General features: G+C 30.9%; 27 protein-coding genes. 10 read left to right on the forward strand and 17 right to left on the reverse strand.

Features of this window, described 5'->3' with window-relative positions; genetic code table 11:
- Positions 1-192 precede the first annotated feature (192 nt).
- Complete coding sequence (locus ACFWM3_RS15905; RefSeq protein WP_390312041.1) at positions 193-405, forward strand: hypothetical protein; 213 nt, start codon at positions 193-195, stop codon at positions 403-405.
- 238 nt (positions 406-643) lie between these two features.
- Here ACFWM3_RS15905 and ACFWM3_RS15910 read toward each other — a convergent pair whose 3' ends face one another.
- Positions 644-1,111, reverse strand: coding sequence for a CarD family transcriptional regulator (locus tag ACFWM3_RS15910; RefSeq protein ID WP_390312042.1), 468 nt, complete (start codon positions 1,109-1,111; stop codon positions 644-646).
- A 279-nt stretch (positions 1,112-1,390) separates the two neighbouring features.
- Between ACFWM3_RS15910 and ACFWM3_RS15915 the strand changes: the two genes are divergently transcribed.
- Positions 1,391-1,591 (forward strand): cold-shock protein, encoded by a 201-nt coding sequence (locus ACFWM3_RS15915; protein WP_056465570.1) that lies wholly within the window; start codon positions 1,391-1,393, stop codon positions 1,589-1,591.
- A gap of 200 nt (positions 1,592-1,791) precedes the next feature.
- Here the strand turns inward: ACFWM3_RS15915 and ACFWM3_RS15920 are convergent, their stop codons facing one another.
- Entirely contained in the window at positions 1,792-2,166 is a 375-nt protein-coding gene (locus ACFWM3_RS15920; RefSeq protein ID WP_390312043.1) for a MerR family transcriptional regulator, read from the reverse strand.
- Between the two features lie 102 nt (positions 2,167-2,268).
- On the opposite strand from ACFWM3_RS15920, the gene ACFWM3_RS15925 reads away from it, so the two are divergent.
- On the forward strand, positions 2,269-3,099 hold the full coding sequence (locus ACFWM3_RS15925; protein WP_390312044.1) for an SDR family oxidoreductase: 831 nt from the start codon (positions 2,269-2,271) through the stop codon (positions 3,097-3,099).
- Between the two features lie 186 nt (positions 3,100-3,285).
- On the opposite strand, the gene ACFWM3_RS15930 is transcribed toward ACFWM3_RS15925, so the two are convergent.
- The 5 genes from ACFWM3_RS15930 to ACFWM3_RS15950 form a co-directional block, all read right to left on the reverse strand.
- The gene (locus tag ACFWM3_RS15930; RefSeq protein ID WP_390312046.1) at positions 3,286-3,714 is read right to left on the reverse strand and encodes a transposase; all 429 of its coding nucleotides are present in this window, start codon (positions 3,712-3,714) and stop codon (positions 3,286-3,288) included.
- Positions 3,715-4,062: 348 nt separating this feature from the next.
- On the reverse strand, positions 4,063-4,656 hold the full coding sequence (locus ACFWM3_RS15935; RefSeq protein WP_390312047.1) for a transposase: 594 nt from the start codon (positions 4,654-4,656) through the stop codon (positions 4,063-4,065).
- Positions 4,657-4,800: 144 nt separating this feature from the next.
- On the reverse strand, positions 4,801-6,042 hold the full coding sequence (locus ACFWM3_RS15940) for an MFS transporter (RefSeq protein ID WP_390312048.1): 1,242 nt from the start codon (positions 6,040-6,042) through the stop codon (positions 4,801-4,803).
- Positions 6,043-6,212: 170 nt separating this feature from the next.
- On the reverse strand, positions 6,213-6,593 hold the full coding sequence (locus tag ACFWM3_RS15945; RefSeq protein WP_056465564.1) for a VOC family protein: 381 nt from the start codon (positions 6,591-6,593) through the stop codon (positions 6,213-6,215).
- 83 nt (positions 6,594-6,676) lie between these two features.
- Positions 6,677-7,699, reverse strand: coding sequence for an ROK family transcriptional regulator (locus ACFWM3_RS15950; protein ID WP_390312049.1), 1,023 nt, complete (start codon positions 7,697-7,699; stop codon positions 6,677-6,679).
- Positions 7,700-8,313: 614 nt separating this feature from the next.
- Between ACFWM3_RS15950 and ACFWM3_RS15955 the strand changes: the two genes are divergently transcribed.
- From ACFWM3_RS15955 to dltD, 5 genes are all read left to right on the forward strand, one after another.
- Positions 8,314-9,528, forward strand: coding sequence for a VTT domain-containing protein (locus ACFWM3_RS15955; RefSeq protein WP_390312050.1), 1,215 nt, complete (start codon positions 8,314-8,316; stop codon positions 9,526-9,528).
- A 221-nt stretch (positions 9,529-9,749) separates the two neighbouring features.
- A complete protein-coding gene (locus ACFWM3_RS15960) occupies positions 9,750-10,337 on the forward strand; it encodes a phosphatase PAP2 family protein (RefSeq protein WP_390312051.1) in 588 nt (195 codons plus the stop codon).
- Positions 10,338-10,770: 433 nt separating this feature from the next.
- Complete coding sequence (gene dltX, locus ACFWM3_RS15965; protein WP_142329241.1) at positions 10,771-10,887, forward strand: teichoic acid D-Ala incorporation-associated protein DltX; 117 nt, start codon at positions 10,771-10,773, stop codon at positions 10,885-10,887.
- 32 nt (positions 10,888-10,919) lie between these two features.
- Entirely contained in the window at positions 10,920-12,068 is a 1,149-nt protein-coding gene (gene dltB / locus ACFWM3_RS15970) for a D-alanyl-lipoteichoic acid biosynthesis protein DltB (protein WP_390312052.1), read from the forward strand.
- A 34-nt stretch (positions 12,069-12,102) separates the two neighbouring features.
- Complete coding sequence (gene dltD / locus ACFWM3_RS15975; protein WP_390312053.1) at positions 12,103-13,320, forward strand: D-alanyl-lipoteichoic acid biosynthesis protein DltD; 1,218 nt, start codon at positions 12,103-12,105, stop codon at positions 13,318-13,320.
- A gap of 105 nt (positions 13,321-13,425) precedes the next feature.
- Here dltD and dltC read toward each other — a convergent pair whose 3' ends face one another.
- Positions 13,426-13,668: a D-alanine--poly(phosphoribitol) ligase subunit 2 gene (gene dltC, locus ACFWM3_RS15980; RefSeq protein ID WP_390312054.1), complete on the reverse strand. Its 243-nt coding sequence runs from the start codon at positions 13,666-13,668 to the stop codon at positions 13,426-13,428.
- A 578-nt stretch (positions 13,669-14,246) separates the two neighbouring features.
- Between dltC and ACFWM3_RS15985 the strand changes: the two genes are divergently transcribed.
- Positions 14,247-15,326, forward strand: coding sequence for an AbrB family transcriptional regulator (locus tag ACFWM3_RS15985; RefSeq protein ID WP_390312055.1), 1,080 nt, complete (start codon positions 14,247-14,249; stop codon positions 15,324-15,326).
- 319 nt (positions 15,327-15,645) lie between these two features.
- Here the strand turns inward: ACFWM3_RS15985 and ACFWM3_RS15990 are convergent, their stop codons facing one another.
- The 6 genes from ACFWM3_RS15990 to ACFWM3_RS16015 all read right to left on the reverse strand — a co-directional run bounded on the left by ACFWM3_RS15990 (position 15,646) and on the right by ACFWM3_RS16015 (position 20,002).
- The gene (locus tag ACFWM3_RS15990) at positions 15,646-16,125 is read right to left on the reverse strand and encodes a PaaI family thioesterase (protein ID WP_335416144.1); all 480 of its coding nucleotides are present in this window, start codon (positions 16,123-16,125) and stop codon (positions 15,646-15,648) included.
- A 275-nt stretch (positions 16,126-16,400) separates the two neighbouring features.
- Entirely contained in the window at positions 16,401-16,778 is a 378-nt protein-coding gene (locus ACFWM3_RS15995) for a DMP19 family protein (protein ID WP_056465549.1), read from the reverse strand.
- A 131-nt stretch (positions 16,779-16,909) separates the two neighbouring features.
- Entirely contained in the window at positions 16,910-17,134 is a 225-nt protein-coding gene (locus ACFWM3_RS16000; protein ID WP_390312056.1) for a hypothetical protein, read from the reverse strand.
- A gap of 75 nt (positions 17,135-17,209) precedes the next feature.
- The gene (locus tag ACFWM3_RS16005) at positions 17,210-17,746 is read right to left on the reverse strand and encodes a DUF3916 domain-containing protein (RefSeq protein ID WP_390312057.1); all 537 of its coding nucleotides are present in this window, start codon (positions 17,744-17,746) and stop codon (positions 17,210-17,212) included.
- 111 nt (positions 17,747-17,857) lie between these two features.
- Positions 17,858-18,880 carry a low-specificity L-threonine aldolase gene (gene ltaE / locus ACFWM3_RS16010; protein ID WP_390312058.1) on the reverse strand — a complete coding sequence of 341 codons (1,023 nt, stop codon included), beginning with the start codon at positions 18,878-18,880 and terminating at the stop codon, positions 17,858-17,860.
- Positions 18,881-18,994: 114 nt separating this feature from the next.
- Positions 18,995-20,002 (reverse strand): helix-turn-helix domain-containing protein, encoded by a 1,008-nt coding sequence (locus tag ACFWM3_RS16015; RefSeq protein ID WP_390312059.1) that lies wholly within the window; start codon positions 20,000-20,002, stop codon positions 18,995-18,997.
- 285 nt (positions 20,003-20,287) lie between these two features.
- Between ACFWM3_RS16015 and ACFWM3_RS16020 the strand changes: the two genes are divergently transcribed.
- The gene (locus ACFWM3_RS16020) at positions 20,288-21,442 is read left to right on the forward strand and encodes a tyrosine-type recombinase/integrase (protein ID WP_390312060.1); all 1,155 of its coding nucleotides are present in this window, start codon (positions 20,288-20,290) and stop codon (positions 21,440-21,442) included.
- Between the two features lie 122 nt (positions 21,443-21,564).
- Here the strand turns inward: ACFWM3_RS16020 and ACFWM3_RS16025 are convergent, their stop codons facing one another.
- From ACFWM3_RS16025 to ACFWM3_RS16035, 3 genes are read right to left on the reverse strand one after another with little or no spacing between them, the layout of a single operon-like run.
- Complete coding sequence (locus ACFWM3_RS16025) at positions 21,565-21,834, reverse strand: lysophospholipid acyltransferase family protein (protein ID WP_390312061.1); 270 nt, start codon at positions 21,832-21,834, stop codon at positions 21,565-21,567.
- Positions 21,835-21,837: 3 nt separating this feature from the next.
- Positions 21,838-22,224: a hypothetical protein gene (locus ACFWM3_RS16030; protein ID WP_056465536.1), complete on the reverse strand. Its 387-nt coding sequence runs from the start codon at positions 22,222-22,224 to the stop codon at positions 21,838-21,840.
- Entirely contained in the window at positions 22,224-22,595 is a 372-nt protein-coding gene (locus ACFWM3_RS16035; protein ID WP_390312062.1) for a DUF2089 domain-containing protein, read from the reverse strand. Before ACFWM3_RS16035 ends, ACFWM3_RS16030 begins: the two co-directional genes overlap by 1 nt.
- Between the last annotated feature and the right edge of the window lie 83 nt (positions 22,596-22,678).

Here is a 22,678-nt window from a genome sequence, read left to right on the forward strand (position 1 = left end):
AATGAATACACAACATTCATTTTATACCCTTTATTAAGTTAATATTATTCACAATACTATGCGTTTTTGTCTATTGAACGAGTATATGAATTATTAATGTTATACTCTGAAGATAAATTTGTAACTTAATTGAATTTACAGGATAAGACCTCTTCTCTGTCGAATTATATAATTTAGAAGGGAGATGTGAAAATGAATAAGGAAAATCTATTAAAGAACCTTCGACTTGCAACAAGAGGAAATTTCTTTATAATCGACATTAAAAATTCATTGGAAAATGATACAAATATGATTGAAAAACTAGCTAAGGATCTAGAACTAGATGGATTAATCAAACTAAAAGAGTGCACACAGTTAGAAGATTCACTCTTTTTAAGCGGAATTCTTAAATATGCATCCAAATAAATTGGATGTTTTTTTACGTTGACCAAGTTAAATATGAAATAGATACTCGAAATAAGTTATTCAATATATAATGGATTAATTTTTAAATTAGCAACATTATATTCTAAATGGAATTTAAAAGTAGGAACACTAGCATAAATTGAACGGGGCTAATGTTTTGTATAAGGGGTTTCGTTTCATACACGATTTGAAAATTTGAAATACTGTAATTTCCTTTGTAAGTTGAGTTAAAGATTTATTACCCGAATATTAGTTCTTTGGCTTGACTTTCTGATATCCCTTTAACTAATTCAAGTTCGCTTATAAAAATTTTACTTGCGTTACCTAACATTTGTTTTTCACTTGAATTAAGAGATTTTTCTTTATCTATACGCATTAAATCACGTACTACTTCTGCGCTATCTTCAATTTTACCTGTTTTCATTTTCTCAGTATTTAGCTTAAATCTTTGTTTGTATGATAGAGAACGATCAGATTCTCCATTATGAAAATTTATTAATATATTGTCGAGTGTATTTGAATCAACGACCATTCGAATTCTTGAATTACTCATTTTTGAAATTGGAATCATTACTTCCATCTTTTTAATTAGTAATCTTATAATAAAATACTGCTGTATTTCACCTTGTACTTCTTTTTCTTGAATAGATTCAATTATACCTGCTCCTTGCATTGGATAAAAGATGTTATCACCAACCTCAAACATTATCTACACCCCCATTTAATTATCAACCTATATAAGCATAACATTTATTGTTTTTTTGTCAAAATAAATATTTTACCAGTAATAAATAAGACATGTCAATAAGTAATTGTTTTTTTAGTTAGTGTTTTTATTTTTAAATTAAAAACCAAGAATTAAGTAATAATTGATCATAAAAAATATGTAATTTCACCAATATATAGTTGAATTTGATTATCTTTACATTTAATGTTAAGATTGAATTATTACAACGTGTGTAAAGCGCACTAGGAGGAAACAAAAATGGAACATGGTAAAGTAAAATGGTTTAATGCAGAAAAAGGTTTTGGATTCATCGAACGTGAAAATGGTGATGATGTATTCGTTCACTTCTCAGCAATTCAAACTGACGGATTTAAATCATTAGATGAAGGTCAAGCAGTTACATTTGATGTAGAACAAGGACAACGCGGACCACAAGCAACTAACGTTAAAAAAGCATAATTAAAAAATTAAAAAGTCGGATTCTAATAATAGAATCTGACTTTTTTTATCTAATAAAAATAAAAACCCCCTATTCATTTAAGAATAGGGGGAAATTTAAACGTGGAACTCAGGTAAAGAAATGGTTTAAAGTATTATAGCCTATAAAAAATGGATATACAAATTTCTACTAAAAGAAAATCGTTCGTAAACTAATAAGATTATTCATTTTTTAAATCATTATCTAATGTCTTCCTGTATTCTAACATGATATTAAGCGTAACAAGCATTTGATCATATTCATTTCTCATTCTTTCGATTTCAATAATTTTTTGAGAAATCCATTCAATTACCTGTTGATTAGATCGTGTATTTTTATCTTTGTCCTCTAAGATTTCTTTTAGTTCAATTAAAGAACATCCTATACCCTGAAATTTTTTGATGAGTTTCAGGCGTTCAACCGCTTCGTCTGAATAGTTACGATAGTTATTTTCCTCTCTTTGAACATGACGACTGTCCAACAAGCCTTCTTTTTCATAAAACCGAATAGTGTGGACTGATAAACCCATTTTTTTCGCTAACACATTTATCTTCAAAAAAATTCCTCCTAAAACGCCTTGCCTTAGAGTCAACTCTATAGTTTATACTACATTTGTTCAAGCAACTATACAACAAAACAGTTTTAGGAGGATAAAATTATGCGAGTATTTGTGACAGGAGCAACAGGATACATCGGTACTGCGGTGGTACAAGAACTCATTAATATAGGTCATCATGTCGTCGGGCTTACTCGTTCAGACAGTGGTGCTGCCAAACTAAGAGAAGCCGGGGCTGAAGTACATCCAGGAGATCTTAACGACCTTGAGAGCATTTATAATGGTGCCAAGGCTGCTGACGGTGTAATCCATCTAGCGTTTAATAATGATTTCTCTGATTTTGCGAACTCATTAAAAACCGATTTAAACGTCATAGAGACGATTGGTAGAGCTTTGGAAGGAACTGGTAAGCCATTTGTGACCACGGCTCACTACAACGGAACAGCATCTGATAACGCAGTGATTGCACTGGGGAACCATGGGGTTCGAAGTTCAGTTGTGTCGCTTGCTCCATCAGTGCACGGACCTGGTGATAAGGGCTTTGTTCCAGGACTTATAAAAATTGCACATGAAAAAGGTTTTTCTGCTTATATCGATGAAGGTACTAACTGCTGGACGGCTATACACCGACTCGACGCCGCAAAACTATATCGCCTTGCTTTGGAAAAAGCTCCCGCTGGTTCATATCTAGATGGAGTTGCAGATGAAGCAGTGCCATTTCGTGACATAGCAAGTGTCATCGGTAAGCAACTTAATCTGCCTATTGTTAGCATTTCTCAAGAAAAAGCATTCGAGCACTTTGGTTTTCTAGGTTACATCGCTTCGCAAGACATCCCAAGGTCAAGTGTACAGACTCAAGAACTATTAGGATGGCACCCAGCACAGGCAAGTTTGATTTCGGATCTTGAAATGGGTCACTATTTCAAAAAATGATTGGGTGAAATTTTGGGTTCTTAGAGATTAAGTTGAAAAAAATATTTCTTAATCCAATAAATGAAATAGAGGATAATCGATAAAGGGGCTGTTGACAAAATGGGAAAGGAGATTTAACTCTTTTCCCATTTTGTGTTTTCAGGCTAATTCAACGTGGTCAAACCTTTTCTTATCACATTTTCTTGTTTAATTTATTACTTTAACCATTCTTTTTAAATTCAATGCCAACGCCGAAAAGAGGCATTGTTCAAGAATTTTTTGAATGCCCCTTTTATAAGTTTTATATAGATTATGTTTTGTTTTCATCGTCCCAAAAGTACCTTCACACCAAACTCTTCTTTGTTTTTGAATCTGTTTATATTCACTGGTCTTTGATCTTTTTAGATTTTCATCGATTAATTCATGTGCGATTGGTCGTGAAATGGCTTTTTTGATTGATTTTTTTCCGAAACATTTTTCTCGAAATGGACAAATTTTGCAATCTTTCGCTTTTGCTGAATAGATTTTGGAGTAATGACCATTACTTTTCTTTAAATGAGTAAACGGAAGTTCCTTATGATTTGGACAAATATAACTGTCTGTTTCATTGTTAAATTTAAATTCATGATAAGACATAGTGTCAAAGCTGTTTCTTTTTTGGTTGGGGTAATATAACCTGTAATTTTTAATTTCTTTAAGACATGATGAATAGGGGTTGTATCGTACCCACGATCAGCTCCGACTTTTTTATATCTAGTCAAACTTTTCTTGTAGGATTGTTAATCTTTCTATAAAAGGTTCACAATCGTTAACATTCCCAGCACTCGGATGAATATCTACAATGATTCCATTTTCAGTATCAATACTAGTATGTGCTAAGTAATGAGGTCCTGAGGGTTTTCCTGAACGATTTAACGATCCTGAATCAGAATCTGTTCGAAAGACAGCGACTGTTTTTAAAGTAGGATCACTTTTTGGCTCTCTTCATTTTTTCTTTTTACCTGAATCTATTCTTTTTTTTTCATGTTCTTTTTCAATTTTTTTTGCTTCTTCTTCAAGTGTATTTATGTATTGTGATGGTGTTTTTTCTAAAACCACCCTTTGAACTTTCTCTTTTGCGGCACTAGCTTTTATATGTGTCGAATCTGTCACAATCACAACTCCAGTAACGAATCCTTTTTCAATACAAAGACTAATAATGTGGTCAAAAATTTCTTGAAATACCGAACTATCTTTAAATCTTCTACGTCTATTTTGGCTAAATGTTGAATGATCTGGCACTGGGTCGGATAAATCCAAACCTAAAAACCAACGATAAGCTATATTTAAAATGACTTCCTGTTCCAGTTCACGTTCAGATTCGATATTAAATAGATAGCCAAGTAATAACATTTTAAATAAAAGGACTGGATCTAAAGATTTTCTTCCTAATTTTGAATAATACTTTTCCATTTTATCGTATATAAACGTGAAATCTATTTTGTCTTTAATTTGGCGTAAAATATGGTTACTAGGTACAAAATCATTTAAATCGATGAACTCTAATTTATTTTGACAATCTTCTTTTCGACCCATCATAAGAATTCCCCCAATAAAAAACCTATATAGAATAATTTCTACACAGGTTTACAAATTCCTATTTAATTCGTCAACAGCCCCATAAATGATTATCCTCTAATCGTTGTTTAAATATTTCAGATTTCATGACCAATATTTTCAAAACTACAATTTTACGGAATTAGATATGTTCGATTCCATTTCCAAATTATTTTGTTTTCCTATAGGTTTCGCAGCTTTTGAAAGCAGTCCAGAGATCGTTACAGCAATAAGTACGAAAATTAGAGCACGAAGTAACCCTATATGTTCACCGATAATTCCTAAAAATGGTGGTCCTACTAGGAATGCTAGGTAACCGGCCGTGGATACTGCACTTACTCTTGCTGCTACTCTGTTTGGATCGTCTCCTGCAGCGGACAGTCCGACTGGAAAACCAAATGCTGCTCCAAGTCCCCAAAATACAATACCAATAGTTGCTATCTCAAAACTTTGACTCAATATAACAATAATCAGTCCTACAAAAGCCAAAAGTGCGGATGAACGCAAAACAATCACTCTACCGAAACGGTCTAATATTTTATCTCCTATTGCACGTCCAATAGTCATTGAACCGACAAATATCCCATATGCAATGGAACCCATAGCTGGTGCAACATGATAGCCATCAACCATAATAAGTGGTAACCAGTCATTTGCTGATCCTTCAACGAAAGCCATTCCAAGAACAATGATACCAATCATGATTGTGCGTCGCTCTTTCCATACAGCCATATATTCCTTCATTCTATTTACTTTAACAGCGTCACTAGCAACTTCTTTACCTGTGTCAGCAGGTATGAAACGGTAAAAAGACAAAACAGTCACAACGATAACCAAGGCTGTAAGTGACAAGTGAATAGGTACAGAGATTCCCAACTTAGTCATTGTCGAACCAACCAATGCTCCAAGAAGCGTACCCAAACTGAACGCTGCATGAAAACCGGTTAAGAGTGACTTTTTTGCTGCTCTCTCAACTGCGGTTCCCTCTACATTCATCGCTACATCACATATTCCTTGCCCAAAACCAAAAATGACAAGCCCTAAAAATACCACAGTGCTATTTGTGAGCCATGAACCACTAATTCCAACAATTAGAAGTCCAATAGAAACCACAGATAGCCCAAAAACCATCACAAAACGTCCGCCCCTTTGAGCAATAAGCATACTGGCACTTATCAGTCCGATTATTGATCCTACGGAAAGTCCAAATATGATTACACCTATCTCTGCTGTTGTAGATCCTAGTGCATCCCTAATTGCAGGTGTACGAGATACCCATGATGCGAATGCAAATCCGGTCAGTGCAAAAATGAAATAAATGGCGACCCGCCATAGTTGAATTTGACGGCTAGTTAATGAATAGTGCATACTTGACCTCCTATTTTTAGTTTGAAAACTTTTTAAATGTGTTTAAAAAGTATAGTAAGACAAACTTATTAAACGTGTTTAATAAGTATCGAATTACTTACTTATTCAAAGTCTTTTATAATACTTAAACGAATATTGTTGTCACTTTTTCCAACGTTTTAATGTATTAATTATACAGTCAACTCAATCAAGTTTCCTTCAGGGTCTTTTATAACACTCTCATAGTACCCATCACCAGTCAAACGAGGACCATTAACGAGGGAATAACCACTATTTTTAATTTTGGTACTCATCTGTTTGACAGCGTCTTCACTTCCTAAGGAGATTGCAATATGAGCCCAACCAATTTGATCACCGGGATTAGTCTTAACAATTCCCTCTTTACGCATAATTTCTAATCGTGCGCCAGATTCAAAGGTAAGAAAATAAGATTCAAATTTCTTTTCGCTATTTTGATATTTATTGTTAGACTTACAATTAAAAAAAGTTTCATAAAACTCTCTCATCCCTTCCAAATCCTTAACCCATATAGCGACATGTTCAATTTTCATTTATTTTAACTCCCCAATATTATTTTTTTAAAATATTAGTCTTAAACGAGACTCACCACCTTATATGACTACCTTTTAAATATTCAATCAATCATAAGTTTAAGACAAAGACTTTGTAATCCAAATAAATAATCTTGTTTCCAATCACTCGTCGTAAGCAAAGGAAGATGTTCGGACGGAATATAATTTGAGCTAGCAATTCTAATTTTATCTAATATTTCGTTTTCAACTTCATCTTTACAAAAAATGATGATATGAGGATTAATGATCGCTATAAATGAGGCGACTAATCTGCTGATTGCATCAATTTCATAGTCCCCACTTATTATTAGGTTTTTAAGTCCTCTTCTATTTTCTAATGCCTGCCCAAAATTTCTTTCATCATATTGAGGTACGAATGAAACCTCACCTGAGAAAAATGTACTTCCTCTTACAACATCACCGTTTACCATAATTCCCGCACCCGGACCATTTTGACCTGAATACAAATAAACAAGGGATTGTTTATCTTTTATTCCTCTATTATTGTGAAAACCTAAAACAGCTGCATTCATATCGTTCTCTACTATGACAGGAATCGAAAACTGTTCTTCATAATATTCTTTTAAATTTATGTTTTGAAACTGTTCGTATCCTGGGATATAAAAGATTTTTCCATTATCAACCGCCGCTGGTACTCCAATCGACATTGAACTGATTTTTGGATATTTAGTTATGATCTTTTCAATGGTGATCGTTAAAAAATGCAAACTATTATCTATTAATGCACTTGGTGCTTTGCCTTGTTCCTTTACTTCACCAACACAATTAAAAATGATATAGTTCGTTTCAGTTCCCTCTAAAAATATTACTAAACCTAGCATATGTTCAGGATTGTAAGAGTATCTTTTTGCCCTTCTACCACCACTAGAATGATCTAATCCGACTAAAAGAACTTCTCCTTCTTTTTCCATTTCTGTTAGAAACTTACTAATTGTCGGAAAACTAATTTCTAGTCTTTGACTTAATTCAACTTTAGTTGCACTACCTAATTTTAAGAGCGTTGTACGAATACCACGAAGAACCATTTTCTTCATATTGCTTGGAGTTGCTAAAAATTCATTCACTAAATTCACCGCCTTAAAAAACTTATTAAACAGCTTTAATAAGTTGATGACCTTAATTTACCATATACACTTGATTAAAACAATTGAAAATGATTTGTAATCATTCGCCCCTTCATTTCCAACTTAATAAATATTTATCCCCATATAAATCAATAATCCAAAGTATTATCCATAAAACCTATGAAAATAAAAGAATTGGTACATAAATAACATTTATATTTTAATTTCAGAATGTTTTTTGTACTAAATGTCTTACTCTAAATTAGATTCCTTCTATCAGGGAATAATACAAAATAATTGTATCAGCCAATATCAAAACGAAACAAATGTTAAATTTAATTCGATTTGGTATTATTTTTCTTACAATATAAGGTCAAAATAGATTTTTTATCACTGAATTGATTTTTATTATAGTTTTCATTTCTAATATTTGTATAGTTTCTAATAATCAAGAACTTCTATATAGCAACGAATTTAAATAAATACTAAAGTAATTAGAAAGGAAAAATACTTTGTCCATACTCCTTACATTAATAAAACACCATCGTTATCTTTTGTTATTTTCAGTGAATCTCCTTGAACTTATTGCTTTACCTATTTCAGGAGAAATCACTATGAGTTATTCGGGGTATCTAATATACCAAGGTAAAATGAGTTATATAATTACTATTTTCTTGGCAACATTAGGGGCTATTATTGGAATTACTGTATCTTATTTAATTGGTAATCGATTCGGTTATAATCTTATTCTAAAGTACGGAAAATATATACACTTTGGTCCCGATCGATATAATAAAACGGCAAAATGGTTTGATCAGTATGGTAATAAACTCTTGGTATTTGCTTTTTTTATACCTGGAATTCGCCATTTTACTGGGTATTTTAGTGGGATTTCCCGCTTACCTTATAAAATATTTGCACGAAATGCATATATTGGTGCGTTTCTTTGGTCTATTACCTTTGTCACTCTTGGTAAGGTTCTTGGTCCTCAGTGGCAGAAATTTCATCATTCTGCAAGTAAATACCTTGGAATAGGAATAGTTGGTCTTTTAAGTTTTATTGTAATTTTATTCTTGTTAAGGAGATACAAAACATCTTTAAAATACTTTTTAAATAATAATATAACTTCATTTTCAACTCGTTTTTTTTTATCATTAAATAGAATTAAAATTTTTATTATTTGCCTTGCTGTTTTGTTTTTAAGTATGCTTATTTTTACTTTAGGATTGAGTGAACAATATTTACACAATGAGTTTAAAGAGTTAAATGAAGTTAGTATATATATCATAAACGAACTCTTTGGAGACAACTGGAGTTTCATAATGAAGAGATTAATTGTTCTTCAAATACCTTTAATTTTGCTTATTATTTCAATGGTTTCTTTAATTTTACTATTTGTTAATAAGAGAAATTTAATTTTGGAATTCTTATTTTTTATAACATCGATTGTTGGTGGTGTGATATTCAAAGAAATAATTACGGATGTATTTCATTATTTAAAACCTAATGCCGGCTCTTTATTACATTTTGAGTTTCCAAATGAACAATCTTTTATGTCAATTGTCGTCTATGGTTATTTTGTTTTTGTATTGATACGCCATTTAAAAAACGATCTCTTTACTCGAATCAAATTGATCACTCCAATTCTAGTTTTATTTCTTTTATTATTAATTGGAGTAGCAAATATATATTTCTCAATTCAAATTCCAAGTGACATTATAGCAGGATACACATATGGAGCAGCATGGTTATTTTTAAACTTATTACTACTTGAAATACTTCGTCTCATACAACAATATAAGACATTTCCAAACAAACGTACCATGTAGACATTTATCTATTTAAAATCAATGAAAAAGTAAAATTATGACATATAAGTGAAACGGAATGGAAAAGATAGTATCTTAACTCTACAAGAATATGATTTAATTGTTAGCTAGTAAGGTCCAATAACAACTTTGTAAATTTGAGGTATTTTTAAATGAATTTAAAGTATTTTTTGTGGATTGCTTTTTTAATTAGTCTTTTGTCTCTTTTTGGTTTCGGACTCATGGCATTACTAGTGAGCAATCATAGTATATATCATTTTGATAGCACGGTTATTAACTTTATACAAGGACTTGAATCACCCGTCATGACATCTTTTATGAAATTGATAACTTTTTTAGGTTCAAGCGTATTTATTATTGTACTTTCTATTAGTATTCTATATTTTCTTTATAAAGTTTTAGATCACCGTTCTGAATTAATATTATTTATTGCTGCTCTTATTGGCTCAAATATTCTTTGTTTTTTATTAAAACTCTTCTTTCATAGGGCGAGACCTGATTTACACCGTTTAATTGAAATAAGTGGATATAGTTTTCCGAGTGGGCATGCAACTAACGCTATGACAGTTTATGGAATATTAGCATTTATATTGTGGAGAAATATTCGGACAAAATTTGGGCGTTCTCTATTGATAATGATAAGTTTAATAATGATTCTTTTAATTGGCATAAGCAGAATTTATTTAGGTGTTCATTTTCCAAGCGATGTAATTGCTGGTTACTTTATTGGAGGATTTTGGATTAGTACAGCTATCTGGTATTATCAGCGTTATAAAGAAAAGCAGTATGAACGAAAACAATGCGCTTGAAGGTTTTATTACTTATTTTGTAAAAAAAAGAATTTTAAATTTGTTCGGATTGATGATGGAATCCTTTCATTATCCAAACGAAAAAGAGAGAGTCCCGTTACTCTCTCTTTTTTCTATTTCATAAATTAAATTTCGCAGATTCTATTATGAATATTCACTATAAATTTCATTAGAACAATTTAATTATTAAACACTTATACATATAAAAAAATGCCTAAAAAAAAACAATAATGAATTTTATAGCCAATCATTAAATTATAGTGAAATTGATTAAAAAAATATAATCTTTTTTGCTTTTTTACTGTGCTATTATATAGCAATGCTATACATTTCAGTACTTATAAACAAATTAAACATTCAATTTTAAACTTAGAAATTAAAGGGAGAATTAACTATGAAAGAAAAGAAAACAAATCTAGTTTATAAAAATGCAATGATTTTTCAATGGTTTTTAAAAACTAGTTATTATTTAATGATCATCATATTGCTAATATATTTTTACATTTGTAATTCCTCTGGCTCATCAACATTTATTTATAATGAATTTTAATCTTATTAACTAATATTTATAGAGGTATTCAAATGACACCATACGCAAATTTACTATATTTTTTATTATTGATGTTATTATTCTTACCAATTGTTATATATGGCTTAAGAGGAAAAAAGATAACATTTTACAATACGCTTGTTGGCTGGACACTTATTTTACTTATTTTTAAAGACGATATAAAACAGTTGTTATTTTTTATATGTTTTACTATTTTCCAAACAGTATTGGTCATTAACTATAGAAAATATCGTGAGAAATACAATAATCCTCGAGTTTTTTATTATTTAATAGTATTAACGATATTTCCGTTAATTTTAACTAAGGTTCAGCCACTTTTTATTCCAAATTCAATAATTGGATTTTTGGGTATTTCCTATGTAACTTTCAAATCAATCCAATTACTAATCGAAATAAGGGATGGATTAATCAAATCGTTAACAGTATTTGAGTTTCTACAGTTCTTTTTATTCTTCCCAACTTTTACGTCTGGTCCGATTGATCGATTTCGAAGGTTTGAGAAGGATTTCAAGAATAGCTTTGAACCTGGGGAATATAAAGTTCTTTTATTCAATGGTATAAACTTAATTTTTCGAGGGTTTCTTTATAAGTATATTATTGCCCATGCTATCAATTTGTATATTATTTCAAATGTCTATTTACATGAAGATCTATTTGTCTTAAAACTGCTATACATGTATGCATACAGCTTTTATTTGTTCTTTGATTTTGCAGGTTATAGTGCTTTTGCAGTCGGAGTTAGCTATTTATTAGGTGTTCAAACACCACAGAACTTTAATAAACCATTTTTAAGTAGAAATATTAAAGATTTTTGGAATCGTTGGCATATGACGTTGTCGTTTTGGTTTAGAGATTATGTTTATATGAGGCTAGTTTTTTACTTGCAAAAAAAGAAAATAATAAAAAACCGATATGTTATCTCGTATATTTCTTACTTTACCTTATTTTTTTTAATGGGTCTTTGGCATGGACTAGCGTTGCATTTCATTGTTTATGGTATTTACCATGCTCTTTTAATTATTTGCTACGATCTATTTGAAAGGAAAAACAAAGAAAAGAAATTAATTCCGCGAACAAAATTCACTGATATACTTTCAATCATTATAACATTTCACTTTATTTGTTTTGGTTTTTTAATTTTTTCAGGAACATTATTCTAAAACAAATAATTAGACATCAAATGAGGGATTAGATATGAAAAAAACTACTTTCGGTCCAATGTTTTTGGCTGTTATAGTTGCTATATTAATAATTACCATTCCAAATCAATGGTTAACTCCACTAGTTACAAATCGAACAGCTAGGCATCAATCTAGCTCACTTAGTCCTGCTATCTTCCAAGGTATTACAGTACAAAGACAAGTTATGAAAGATCCTACCATTATACCAATCTATGGTTCGTCTGAACTTTCAAGATTTGATGAGTTTCATCCTTCAAATTATTTTAAGGTATATGATCCAAAATATACACCTTTCCTAATTGGAAGAGGTGGAACTCAATCATTAATACATTTCCTTAGTTTATCTGCTAACTATTCAAGTTTAAAAGGGAAACAGATAATTTTTATAATTTCACCTCAATGGTTTAATAAAAGAGGATTAGATGAACAACGTTTTGACCCAAATTTTTCAAAGTTACAAGCAATTGAATTTGCAAAAAATAATAAAATCCCTATGGATATAAAAGAAAGAGCAATTAATCGATTACTTGATTATTCAATAGTAAGAAATGATAAAATGCTTTCGACTTTGATGAGGCAGGCACTTAGAATGAAACCAGAAAAACTATCTAATAAATTAATTACTCAGAATTTAGTCAATCCTTATTTATCAATTATTAATAAACAAGATGTTCTTACATCAAAATTTAATTTTATCAGTAATTTTGAAAGAAATTATTACTCAACTTCAAAAAATAAATCATATAAAGAACTGATAGCAATTGCAGAGAAAGAAGGAAAGAAAACAGCAACTAATAATCCATTTTATATTAGAAACAGTATTTATACATTGCATTTTGCAAATAAAATTAATCAATTAAAAAACTCTAAGTCTACACTTTCCTATAAAGAATCACCTGAATATAAGGACCTACAACTGGAATTAGATTTATTAAAAAGTGCTGGCGCAAAACCACTTTTCATATCTGTTCCAGTAAATGGGTACTTTTATGATTACATTGGTTTTAAAAAAGAAGAGCGTACTTTGTATTATAAAAAAGTATCTAAAGAAATTCGTGATGCTGGATTCGAAGTTGAAGACTTATCAAACCATGAATATGATAAATATTTTTTCAGAGATTCGCTTCATTTAAGTTTAAAGGGATGGGTTTATGTCGATCAAGCAATGGAATCTTTCTTGCACAATAAAGAAATAGTTAAGAATAAATCTCAAAACTTAGTGATTAACTGATTGAAACTGAACAAAATATGCATATGAAATTGAATATAGGCCAAAGAAAAAAGCTTTCGAACACAAAATTTTAGTGTTCGGAAGCTTTTTCTAAAATTCTTTATTTTAAGCAGCCATATTTTCTAAAATTGTTATAATTTTATTTGGTGTAGACCACTCATCTCGATCGAAATCAGAAATTGTTACATCGATTCCTAATTTTTCTTCTATCTCAACAAGTAAGCTAACAGTTCCAAATGAATCTAACAAACCTTCTTCAAATAAAAGTACTTCCGGATTTTCTACTATTTCTTCTGTATTACATAAATCAGTCAAAATAGCTAATACTTGTGCTCGAATATTTTTCATTATATTCCCCTCATTTTTTTATATTTTCTAATGGAGTTGATCAATATTTATAACCTGGGCATCACCGTATTTAGGTTTATTTCGGGATTAAGAATCACTACCTTTTGAGCATAAGAGTAATCAACTTTTTGCTTTAGACGATCAATTGGCGTTGATTCATCGACTGTATTAGGTGATTTACCTGCCCATTAATTAATCGCGTCTATTATTTTTTTAATACAATCACACCCTATTTTTATTAGTCAAATTAAATCGGAATTCAATGATTAAATCCTCTTCCCCTTTTTTCTTTGCCCTATAAAAGAGAATTATAGCTTAGATGCCTTAAAGTAAAATAAAAATAAAATTAAACTTATATGAAAATAATTTGATTCTAATTTAAATTTTCTTAATCTGAATAAGCATGATTAATATTGGATAACGTTGTTTATGATAGAGTTCTTCTTTGTTAAGATTTTTACGGCGGTTGGACAACTTCGGGTAATTATTCAAATGAATTTGCAAGAGCAGAAATACCGGTGTAGAAGCCTAATTACCTTGAGAAAAAAACTAAAGGATGAAAGGAATGAAAGATCGTTATGAAAGATCGTCGTTGGATAGGAATATTGATAATTTGGTTTGGCATTATTGCAGGTACATTACTTATCGGCACTTTGCTAGAAGACCAGGGGTTTCCTTCTCCCCATTTATTTGCTGCACTTCTTGTTGGAATAATAGTGGCGTTCACGTCATTTAATCATTATAGTAAAATAATTCCATCTGGTATATTTACAGTAGCTCAGGCGATTACAGGTGTACTTTTAGGTACTTACTTTAACCCATCATCGATTGCCTCTCTAGGAAATGATTGGCCGATCGTGCTTCTTGTTACAGGAGCCACTTTAGTGCTAAGTGTCCTTACTGGACTTGTTTTTGCTCGAGTGACCAAGACGGATTTAGCAACTTCCACCTTGGGGATGATTGCAGGTGGTTCGGCAGGAGTCATCGCTACGAGTGATGATCTTAAAGCTGACGGCCGACTTGTAGCCTTCATGCAATTTGTTCGCCTCTTCTTAGTAGTATTTATCACTCCCCTTCTTGTCAGACTAGTCTTGTTACCTACTGGTAACTATGAATATGCTAGGCCAGCAGAAATTGAGGCCACAGGTCCAATTTTCGCGGGGTGTATCTTCACATTATGTATTGCTATAGTGGGAGCATGGTTAGGGAAGCGTTTTCATATTCCTGCAGGGGCTTTGATCGTACCATTGATACTTGGGGCAGTTTTGAGTACATTGAAACCATTTCAAGGGCTTACCCCACCCGAATTGATACGTGAGCCAGCATTTACTTTAATTGGTCTGCAAATTGGATTACGTTTTGATAGAGAAGCCTTACGACTAGCTCGACGATTGTTACCAGCAATTACCGGTTTTGTTCTCATACTTATAATCGGCTGTGGAGCTTTCGGTTTGGTTCTAGCAAAGTTTGTTCATCTTAACTTACTTTCTGGATATTTAGCTACAACACCAGGTGGCATTAATGCTGTGATGGCCATCGCCTTTGGTACAGGAGCCGATACAACTTTAATATTCGAGATGCAATCATTCCGTCTTTTTATCATGTTGCTGGTTGCAGTTCCTTTAGTACGCTGGTTGATAAACCTACAAAAAGCGTAATTAGCAAAATACTTAAAGAGCCTAAATAAAAGAGTCTGTTGATAAAATCTGTCGAGACATAAGGGTTCTTTTTTGAAGTTCGCTTCAGATATTTAAAGCCCGTTTTGACATAGCAATTGGCATATAAAAATGAAGGAAACTCGCTACAATTTCGGCGAGTTTCCTTCATTTTGCGATCTTAATCTGTACTTTGATTAAAATCAATTCGGTAGTTATTTCAATATCCTTCATTATTTCTTTACACATTTAATCACCTACTCTAAATGGCTAAGAAATTTTCTCATAGATCTGAAACGAAGTAGATATTTATTTAAAGTTTTTATTTTAAAAATGTGCTAGGCATTACAACTAGAACTACCTCTCCTCGAGCACAAAGAATATCATTCGCGAATAATTCTGTATGAACTTTCCATTTTTTAGGATGGATTTCTTCTACAGTTCCAACTGCTTTTAATGGCACATCTTGTGGGGTTGGTTTAAGATATTCCACATTAAGAGCAGCGGTTACAAACCTAGGTGGCACTGACCCATCTCCAATTTCGTTCCCATTCTTACGGTGTAAAGCAAGTGAGGCAGAACCTGTCCCGTGACAATCAATTAAGGAAGCAATTAGTCCACCATAAATAAAACCTGGAATTCCCATGTACTTTGATTCAGGTGTAAAAATCGTAACAGTTTTATCACCTTGCCAACCAGTTCGAAGATGATGACCATCTTTATTTAATCGACCACATCCATAACACCAAGCGAAATCATCAGGGTAAATATCTTGTATTGCTTTTTCAATTATTTCTTCCATCATTCATCCTCCTTAATACCTTATTAAGTAAAATTCAACGTAATATGAGCAATCGTTCGGTCATATTGTACTATAAATATATACAAGGTCATCTTAATGCACAATAGTTTCCTGATAATTCCGTTAATATTAACTATGCTTTTATAGTAGGGTAATATTTTCTAAGTATACAAGTAATTTACTAAAATAATAAAAAATAGTTCAGAAGTAGTACTACTAGTGTAAAAACATCTAAACGTTAAAAATAGAATAGTTTGCTCAAATAATTACATACGTTAAATGAACGATTTCATTACTTTTTCATATGTATCTTCATAGTTCAAATGATTATAAAACACATTATCCAATTCATTAAGTTCATCAAGAATATCATCTTCTGCTTTATCACTTCGATAGATTTCACTAGCCTTTTTAACTAAATTAGATAAGAAACTGATCCCTAAATTATCTAAGATCGAAACAGTTTCTTGCCAATGTTCACCAGTCCAATTTAAGAAATATTGATCAAAACCACCATTATTCAATTCCATTAAGAGACTATCGATTAAATAAAAATTTCTTTCATTTTCACTTAGAGCCTCAACTCCATTTTTACTTTCTTTTTCTATAATTTTATCGGACATCTCTAAATATAAATCTTCTGTATTTTTCATTTGTCGAAACTCCTCTGACATTTATATTTGTTTATAAATTTTAAAACTAATACTCCTTATTTTACTATCCTAATATATAAAAAAAAACCGACTTTACTGCCGATCAAAATGCGTTAGTTGAACAAAACTATTTAAAATGGTAGTGGCTTTTCTGGACGATTTGGACAGTAAAAACAACTAGAATCCTTACATTTATCCTCGGTCCAGGTATTACAATTTGGACAGAAATATGCATCAAAATCTTCATAATAAATTAAGTTATTTCTACATTTTGAGCAAAGTTGAATCTTATCTATAAAACCATCTATTTCAAATCCATTTATTATGACAAAGTCATCTTTTTCTTCGATTTTCATTTATAAGCCCCGTTCTACATCATCTTAATAAACTAAATCCAGCATTGATCACATTAGTAAATATATCTTTATTATTTATTCCAACTCACCAATAAACCAAATCTCACCTTGATAACTGTAATCTTCTTCATTAATAAACTCTTTAAATCCTTTAAACGTTAATCCTTCTGGTAATTCAAGATCCCATTCATCAATAATGTTTTTTTGAGTATCAAGTTGAATCCATTTTTGTTCATCAGTATTTCTGTCAAAAAATCCTTCAAATAAATAACTATCAGGTATAACAACGATTTGAGAGTCGAATAAATGGGGTAAAGAAATGATTGAATATATACGAAATCGTGAGTTTTCCTTCGTTTTAATATTCTTTAAATGTTCAACTCTGTTAATTAAAAGTTGGATCAACTTACGTCTTATGCAATTCGGTGTTTTTTTTGAATCTATATATTCCTGTGAAAATGGCAAGTGTAGATGCCAATATCCAAGAGAACTTTCATAAGGATTTGGCATTTTATCTGTTAACGTTATTAATTCTTTTTCTAACGATTTATATCTTCGTCTAATACCCCTAATTTTCTTTTTAGATCCATTATCAAATTTCCATTTATTCATTTTGACACATCCAGTTATTACATTTATTTAATAAATTATATCATTCTACTCTAAAAGTCCTCAAAAACAAAAAAGAGGAATTTTCCTCTTTTGTAATTTCACAGCAAAAATTTATATTGTCTTCATCACATCAATTACTTTATCAATATCATTTTTCGTAATCCAGTAATGTGTAGCAAAACGCATCATGCCATCTTCATCCGGCGCAAAAATGATCATTCCGTTCTCTTTAAAAATTTGTTCAATTTCCTCAGGACTTCTTCTCATATCAGTCATTTGGAAGAATACTAAATTGATATGAAGTTGAGATGTGTCAACATTAATTCCTGGGATATCACTTAGTTTATTAGCTAAATATAGCGCATTTTCATGATCTTCATGCAAACGTTTCGTCATTTTTTCTAATGCGATTATACCAGCAGCTGCTAAAAATCCAGATTGTCTCCAGCCCCCGCCTAACAATTTACGTTTCTTTTTCGCTTTTTCAATAAATTTTTTGCTACCAGCAAGTATTGAACCTACTGGAGCACAAAGTCCTTTTGATAAACAAAACATTACCGAATCACTATATTGAGATAGTTCTTTGACATCCGTTTTTAAATAAGTAGCAGCGTTAAAAATTCTTGCACCATCTAAATGAACAGGGATTTTTGCATCTTTCGCAATGCTATAAACTTGCTTCATATAATCGATATCAACTACAGATCCATTTGAATAGGCATTTTCTAAACAAATTAATGAAGTTTCTGGATAATGGATATCATCAGGTCGGATCGATTGTTTAATTCGTTTAGTATCCATCATGCCATGAGTTGTTTGTAATGTTCTTAAGTGAACCCCGGCAATGATTGAGGCTGCGCCTACTTCATGTTCGAATATATGACAATCCTCCCCAAGAATTACTTCAGTACCACGATTGCAATGTGTAAACAATGCTAGCTGATTACCAAATGTTCCACTTGGTACAAATAAAGCAGCTTCTTTCCCAATCAAAGAAGCAGCTAGATTTTCTAATTTATGTACAGTTGGATCATCTCCATATACATCATCGCCAACTTCGGCTAAAAACATTGCTTGTCTCATTTCATCTGTAGGATTTGTTACAGTGTCACTTCTTAAATCGATAAACTTCATTTTCACATTCCCCTTTTTTTATTTTCAGAATTATCTAAACCGGTTTGGTAGAAGCATCGAGATTTGACTTCCAATACAAGTACCCATCTCATTGTCGGAAATTGGAGGGTGAATTTAGACATTAAATGAGTTGTTTTTTTCAAATTCCTTTAAACCCAAAAGCAAAAGCTTCTCAGTAATATCCTCAATTCCAGTGTGATGATCTAGTGCAATTTGTTTAATCTTTTCTTTTATTGAATCTTTCACAAAAATAGTTAGCTGTTCTTGATTACTCGTAAATACAATAAAACCTGGTCTAGTAGAAAGCTTACCATCAATTAAACAGTTTTGTAAAATTTCAAAATCTTGTTCAATTTGGGCATCAAGATATGGTAATTTAATTGGTTTTATTTCAACCTTAATTGAGTTGTTCAATATATATAGATTCAAATTTTGATGTCCAATCTGTTTATAAAATGAATCGATAATGCCAAAAATCGGAGCACTAATTGACTGAGGTATTGGAAATTGAAACGAGATCATGCCTCTTTTAGTACTATGATTAGCCTTCTTCATTTCATAGGCTTTTCTAAAACCACGGCTAGTGAGTTCTTCTTTATTTAAAAGTTCACCCATATTCGTTTTTGCTACAATCTCAGCAGTCTCAGTAATCTCTATGATTCGAGCTTTTTCGTTCGAGTTTGGAATTTCATACAATCCGAATAAGTAAAATTCTAAGTCTTTTGTAAAAAAAGACTTTTTTCTTGTTGCGTTTTTTTGTGAGAATTTTAGATTTTCAATTTCTTCTTCTGGAATAAAAATAGTTTGTCTACCTTTAAAATTTACTTTAGTTGCGTTTATTTTCCCAGCTTTTATATATTGATGGATAGTTGCTTTTGATACTCCTAATAAATTAGCTGTTTCAAGAACAGTAAGTCCTACTGGTTTTACAGTTTGTGATTTTAACTGATTAAGATCCTCTAGGTAAAACCTCATTGTCCCATCGATTTGCCAATCTTCATAAACAAGGTTAAGTTTCCCTGCCTTTACATAATTGTAAATCGTTTGTTTCGATACACCTAACAGTTCTACAGCCTCATTTGTTGTAACAACCTCTTTCATTTTTTGATCATGTTCTAACATTTGAATTCTTCCTTTTTCATTGTTTTATAGACTAATTATATCATAATTATTTCCAACAAATTGTTAAAAAGTAATTAAACAGATACAAGTAAATCAATTTATTTATAAATAATAAATTATACAAGATTTGTTAGAGGTCGAATAATAGTGTATTTTTCTACCTTAATCATTTATCGTATTTCAATATTTATAAAATATAGAAGTAAACTATTTAACTGAAAAAACTATTCAAATTAATACTATAAATACAATGATTTATGTATAATAGATTATGAGGTGAGTAATATGCTAGTAAAATCCAATCTACTTATTACAAATTCAATACATTTACCAGCAACGAATCTTAATGAATCCAACATAATTGAATATTTAATAGATGAAACATACTTCCCTACTCTTTTACAAACAAAGTTTGAAAATGAAAAAAATCATCGTATGATTTATGAAGGTTTTACAGATTTAGATATGATTTACTATTTTGTTCATCAAAGAAAAGATATTCAAAAATCAAAACAGCGAAAAGAAAGTACAAAGATGGAGTACATACGAGAATTACTGCAGTTTTATCGATACTTATTAAGGAGTGAAGAATTTTTGCGTCAGGATGTAGCATCTTATATAGAAACTTCCCTTTTCAAAAATTTAAAACAAAGACATATCGATTCATATCAACAATGGCTGTCTACTTATCAGTACGGTCCGAACAAACAACTATATCGTGTTACAACTCTTTCAAGAAAACTTGTGATTTTAAAGAGTTTTTTTAAGTTTTTATTTGATAGTCATTACGTTCAAGTGCCTTTATATACTCGAATATTGAATGCAAAAATAACAAAGGATGACTTACCAAATCGTGATTTGGAAGAAAGTGAAGTTAAAGCATTATTGAATTTTTATAATGGTAATATTTTAAAAACGACTATAATCAAACTATTAGCTACAACTGGTATGCGAATTCGAGAACTAGCTGAGGCAAATTGGGGTAAAGTTACAAAGGATTCAAACGCTTATTGGCTTGAAATTGTTGGAAAAGGAAATAAAAAACGTGAAGTTAAATTATTAAATCATGTATTTGTAGATTTATGTAAACTAAGGAGTCGACGTGGTCTATCAAATCAAATTGCAAAAACTGATTCAAGTCCATTCTTTCCAAATAAACTGAAACAACATTATTCGTTTAAATATTTATCAAAATATGTAATTGAAATGATAAAAGATTCTGAGTTAACGTTTGTAAAAGATCATAATCGAACGAACAATATTAGTCCTCACTTCTTTCGACATCATTACGCTTGTCGTTCAATTGAAAAAGGTGCGAGCATCTATCAAGTTAGTCGAAGTTTAGGTCATGAAAGTATTCAAACGACGGAAATTTATTTAGCAAAAATGATGAATCGAACTCAAAATGCAAGTAATGTTTGGGATGATGAAGAGTATTAAAAAGAAACCCCTTTTTTTAAAAAAGGGGTTTCTTTTTAATACTCATAGTTTACATAATATTATTATTAGAAAATCAATTGAATAAATAAGAAAATTTATTTTAGTGATCAAAAGACTGAACCTTAAAGCTTTACTACTACCTCAGTTCCATCTTTTAATTTCGTATCAACAAGGATTAGTCCACTGTTTTTTGAAAGTCCCTTTATTAACGGCTTCAAATCCTTTCTATCAATTTCAGGCAAATTAAATTTACTGCCATTTTTTTTAATAGCTTTATTTATTATACGATTAAGTAATTTTGATGTGATGATCAAACTAGCTAAATCTAATATTGCATAAGGAACGGGAATGGAGAATCGCTTTCCTTCTATTTTCAACTTGACCTTTATCATAATCTACTCAATCACAACAAAAACTTTATCACCGTTTGATGATGTGATGTCAACGATTTGTCCGACCATTTCGTTTTCGATTGCTTCGATTAGCAGATCAACATTAATATCTTTTACATATTTTTCTGCCTCAGGAATTTTTTCAGCAATATTTGTCCCTACTTTTAAAACTGCTTTTACAAGATTAATCGGTACATTAACATTAACATTATCTCCTACTTCAGAGTTCACCCGAATCTTTAAGATTTTATTTCCATATGATTCTTTTTTCAAAGATACGCGTTCCGGCGTATCTTTATCTTGTAAAATATTAATTAATTCACTTGCCTTATCTTTATCAATCTTTCCTTCTTCCATCAACGTTAAGATTCTTGAAATCTCGTCTTTCATTATAAGTCCCCCTCTTTTAATAATTGAATGGCTTTTTCAGCAGTAATTTCGCCTTTTTCCAATAATGTTACAATTTTTGATTTATCTATTTCTGGTTTCTTTTGAGTGGAATATCCAAGGGTAGAGATAATTTCATCTAATTTTCCTCTGACGGTCGGATAAGAAATTCCTAGTTCTTTTTCGACCTCTTTGATATTTCCACGACATTTAAGAAAAATCTCAATAAATTGAAGTTGTTCTTGACCAAGAGCCGCTAATCTAGATACTTCAAATTCATTTTCAATTGTTGTCTGACAATGGTTACAATGTAGTTTAGTAATTTTAAGTGACTTGCTGCAAACAGGACAATTTGTGAGTAAAGGATACGACATACTGTTCTCCTTTCTTTTATTTAATCATATCATACACTATATATTTAATTTTTCAAACAAAAATTTAAAAATATTTATATAAA

Origin of the sequence: Gottfriedia sp. NPDC058432, assembly GCF_042721555.1 — a bacterium.
Lineage (GTDB): Bacteria > Bacillota > Bacilli > Bacillales > Bacillaceae_G > Gottfriedia.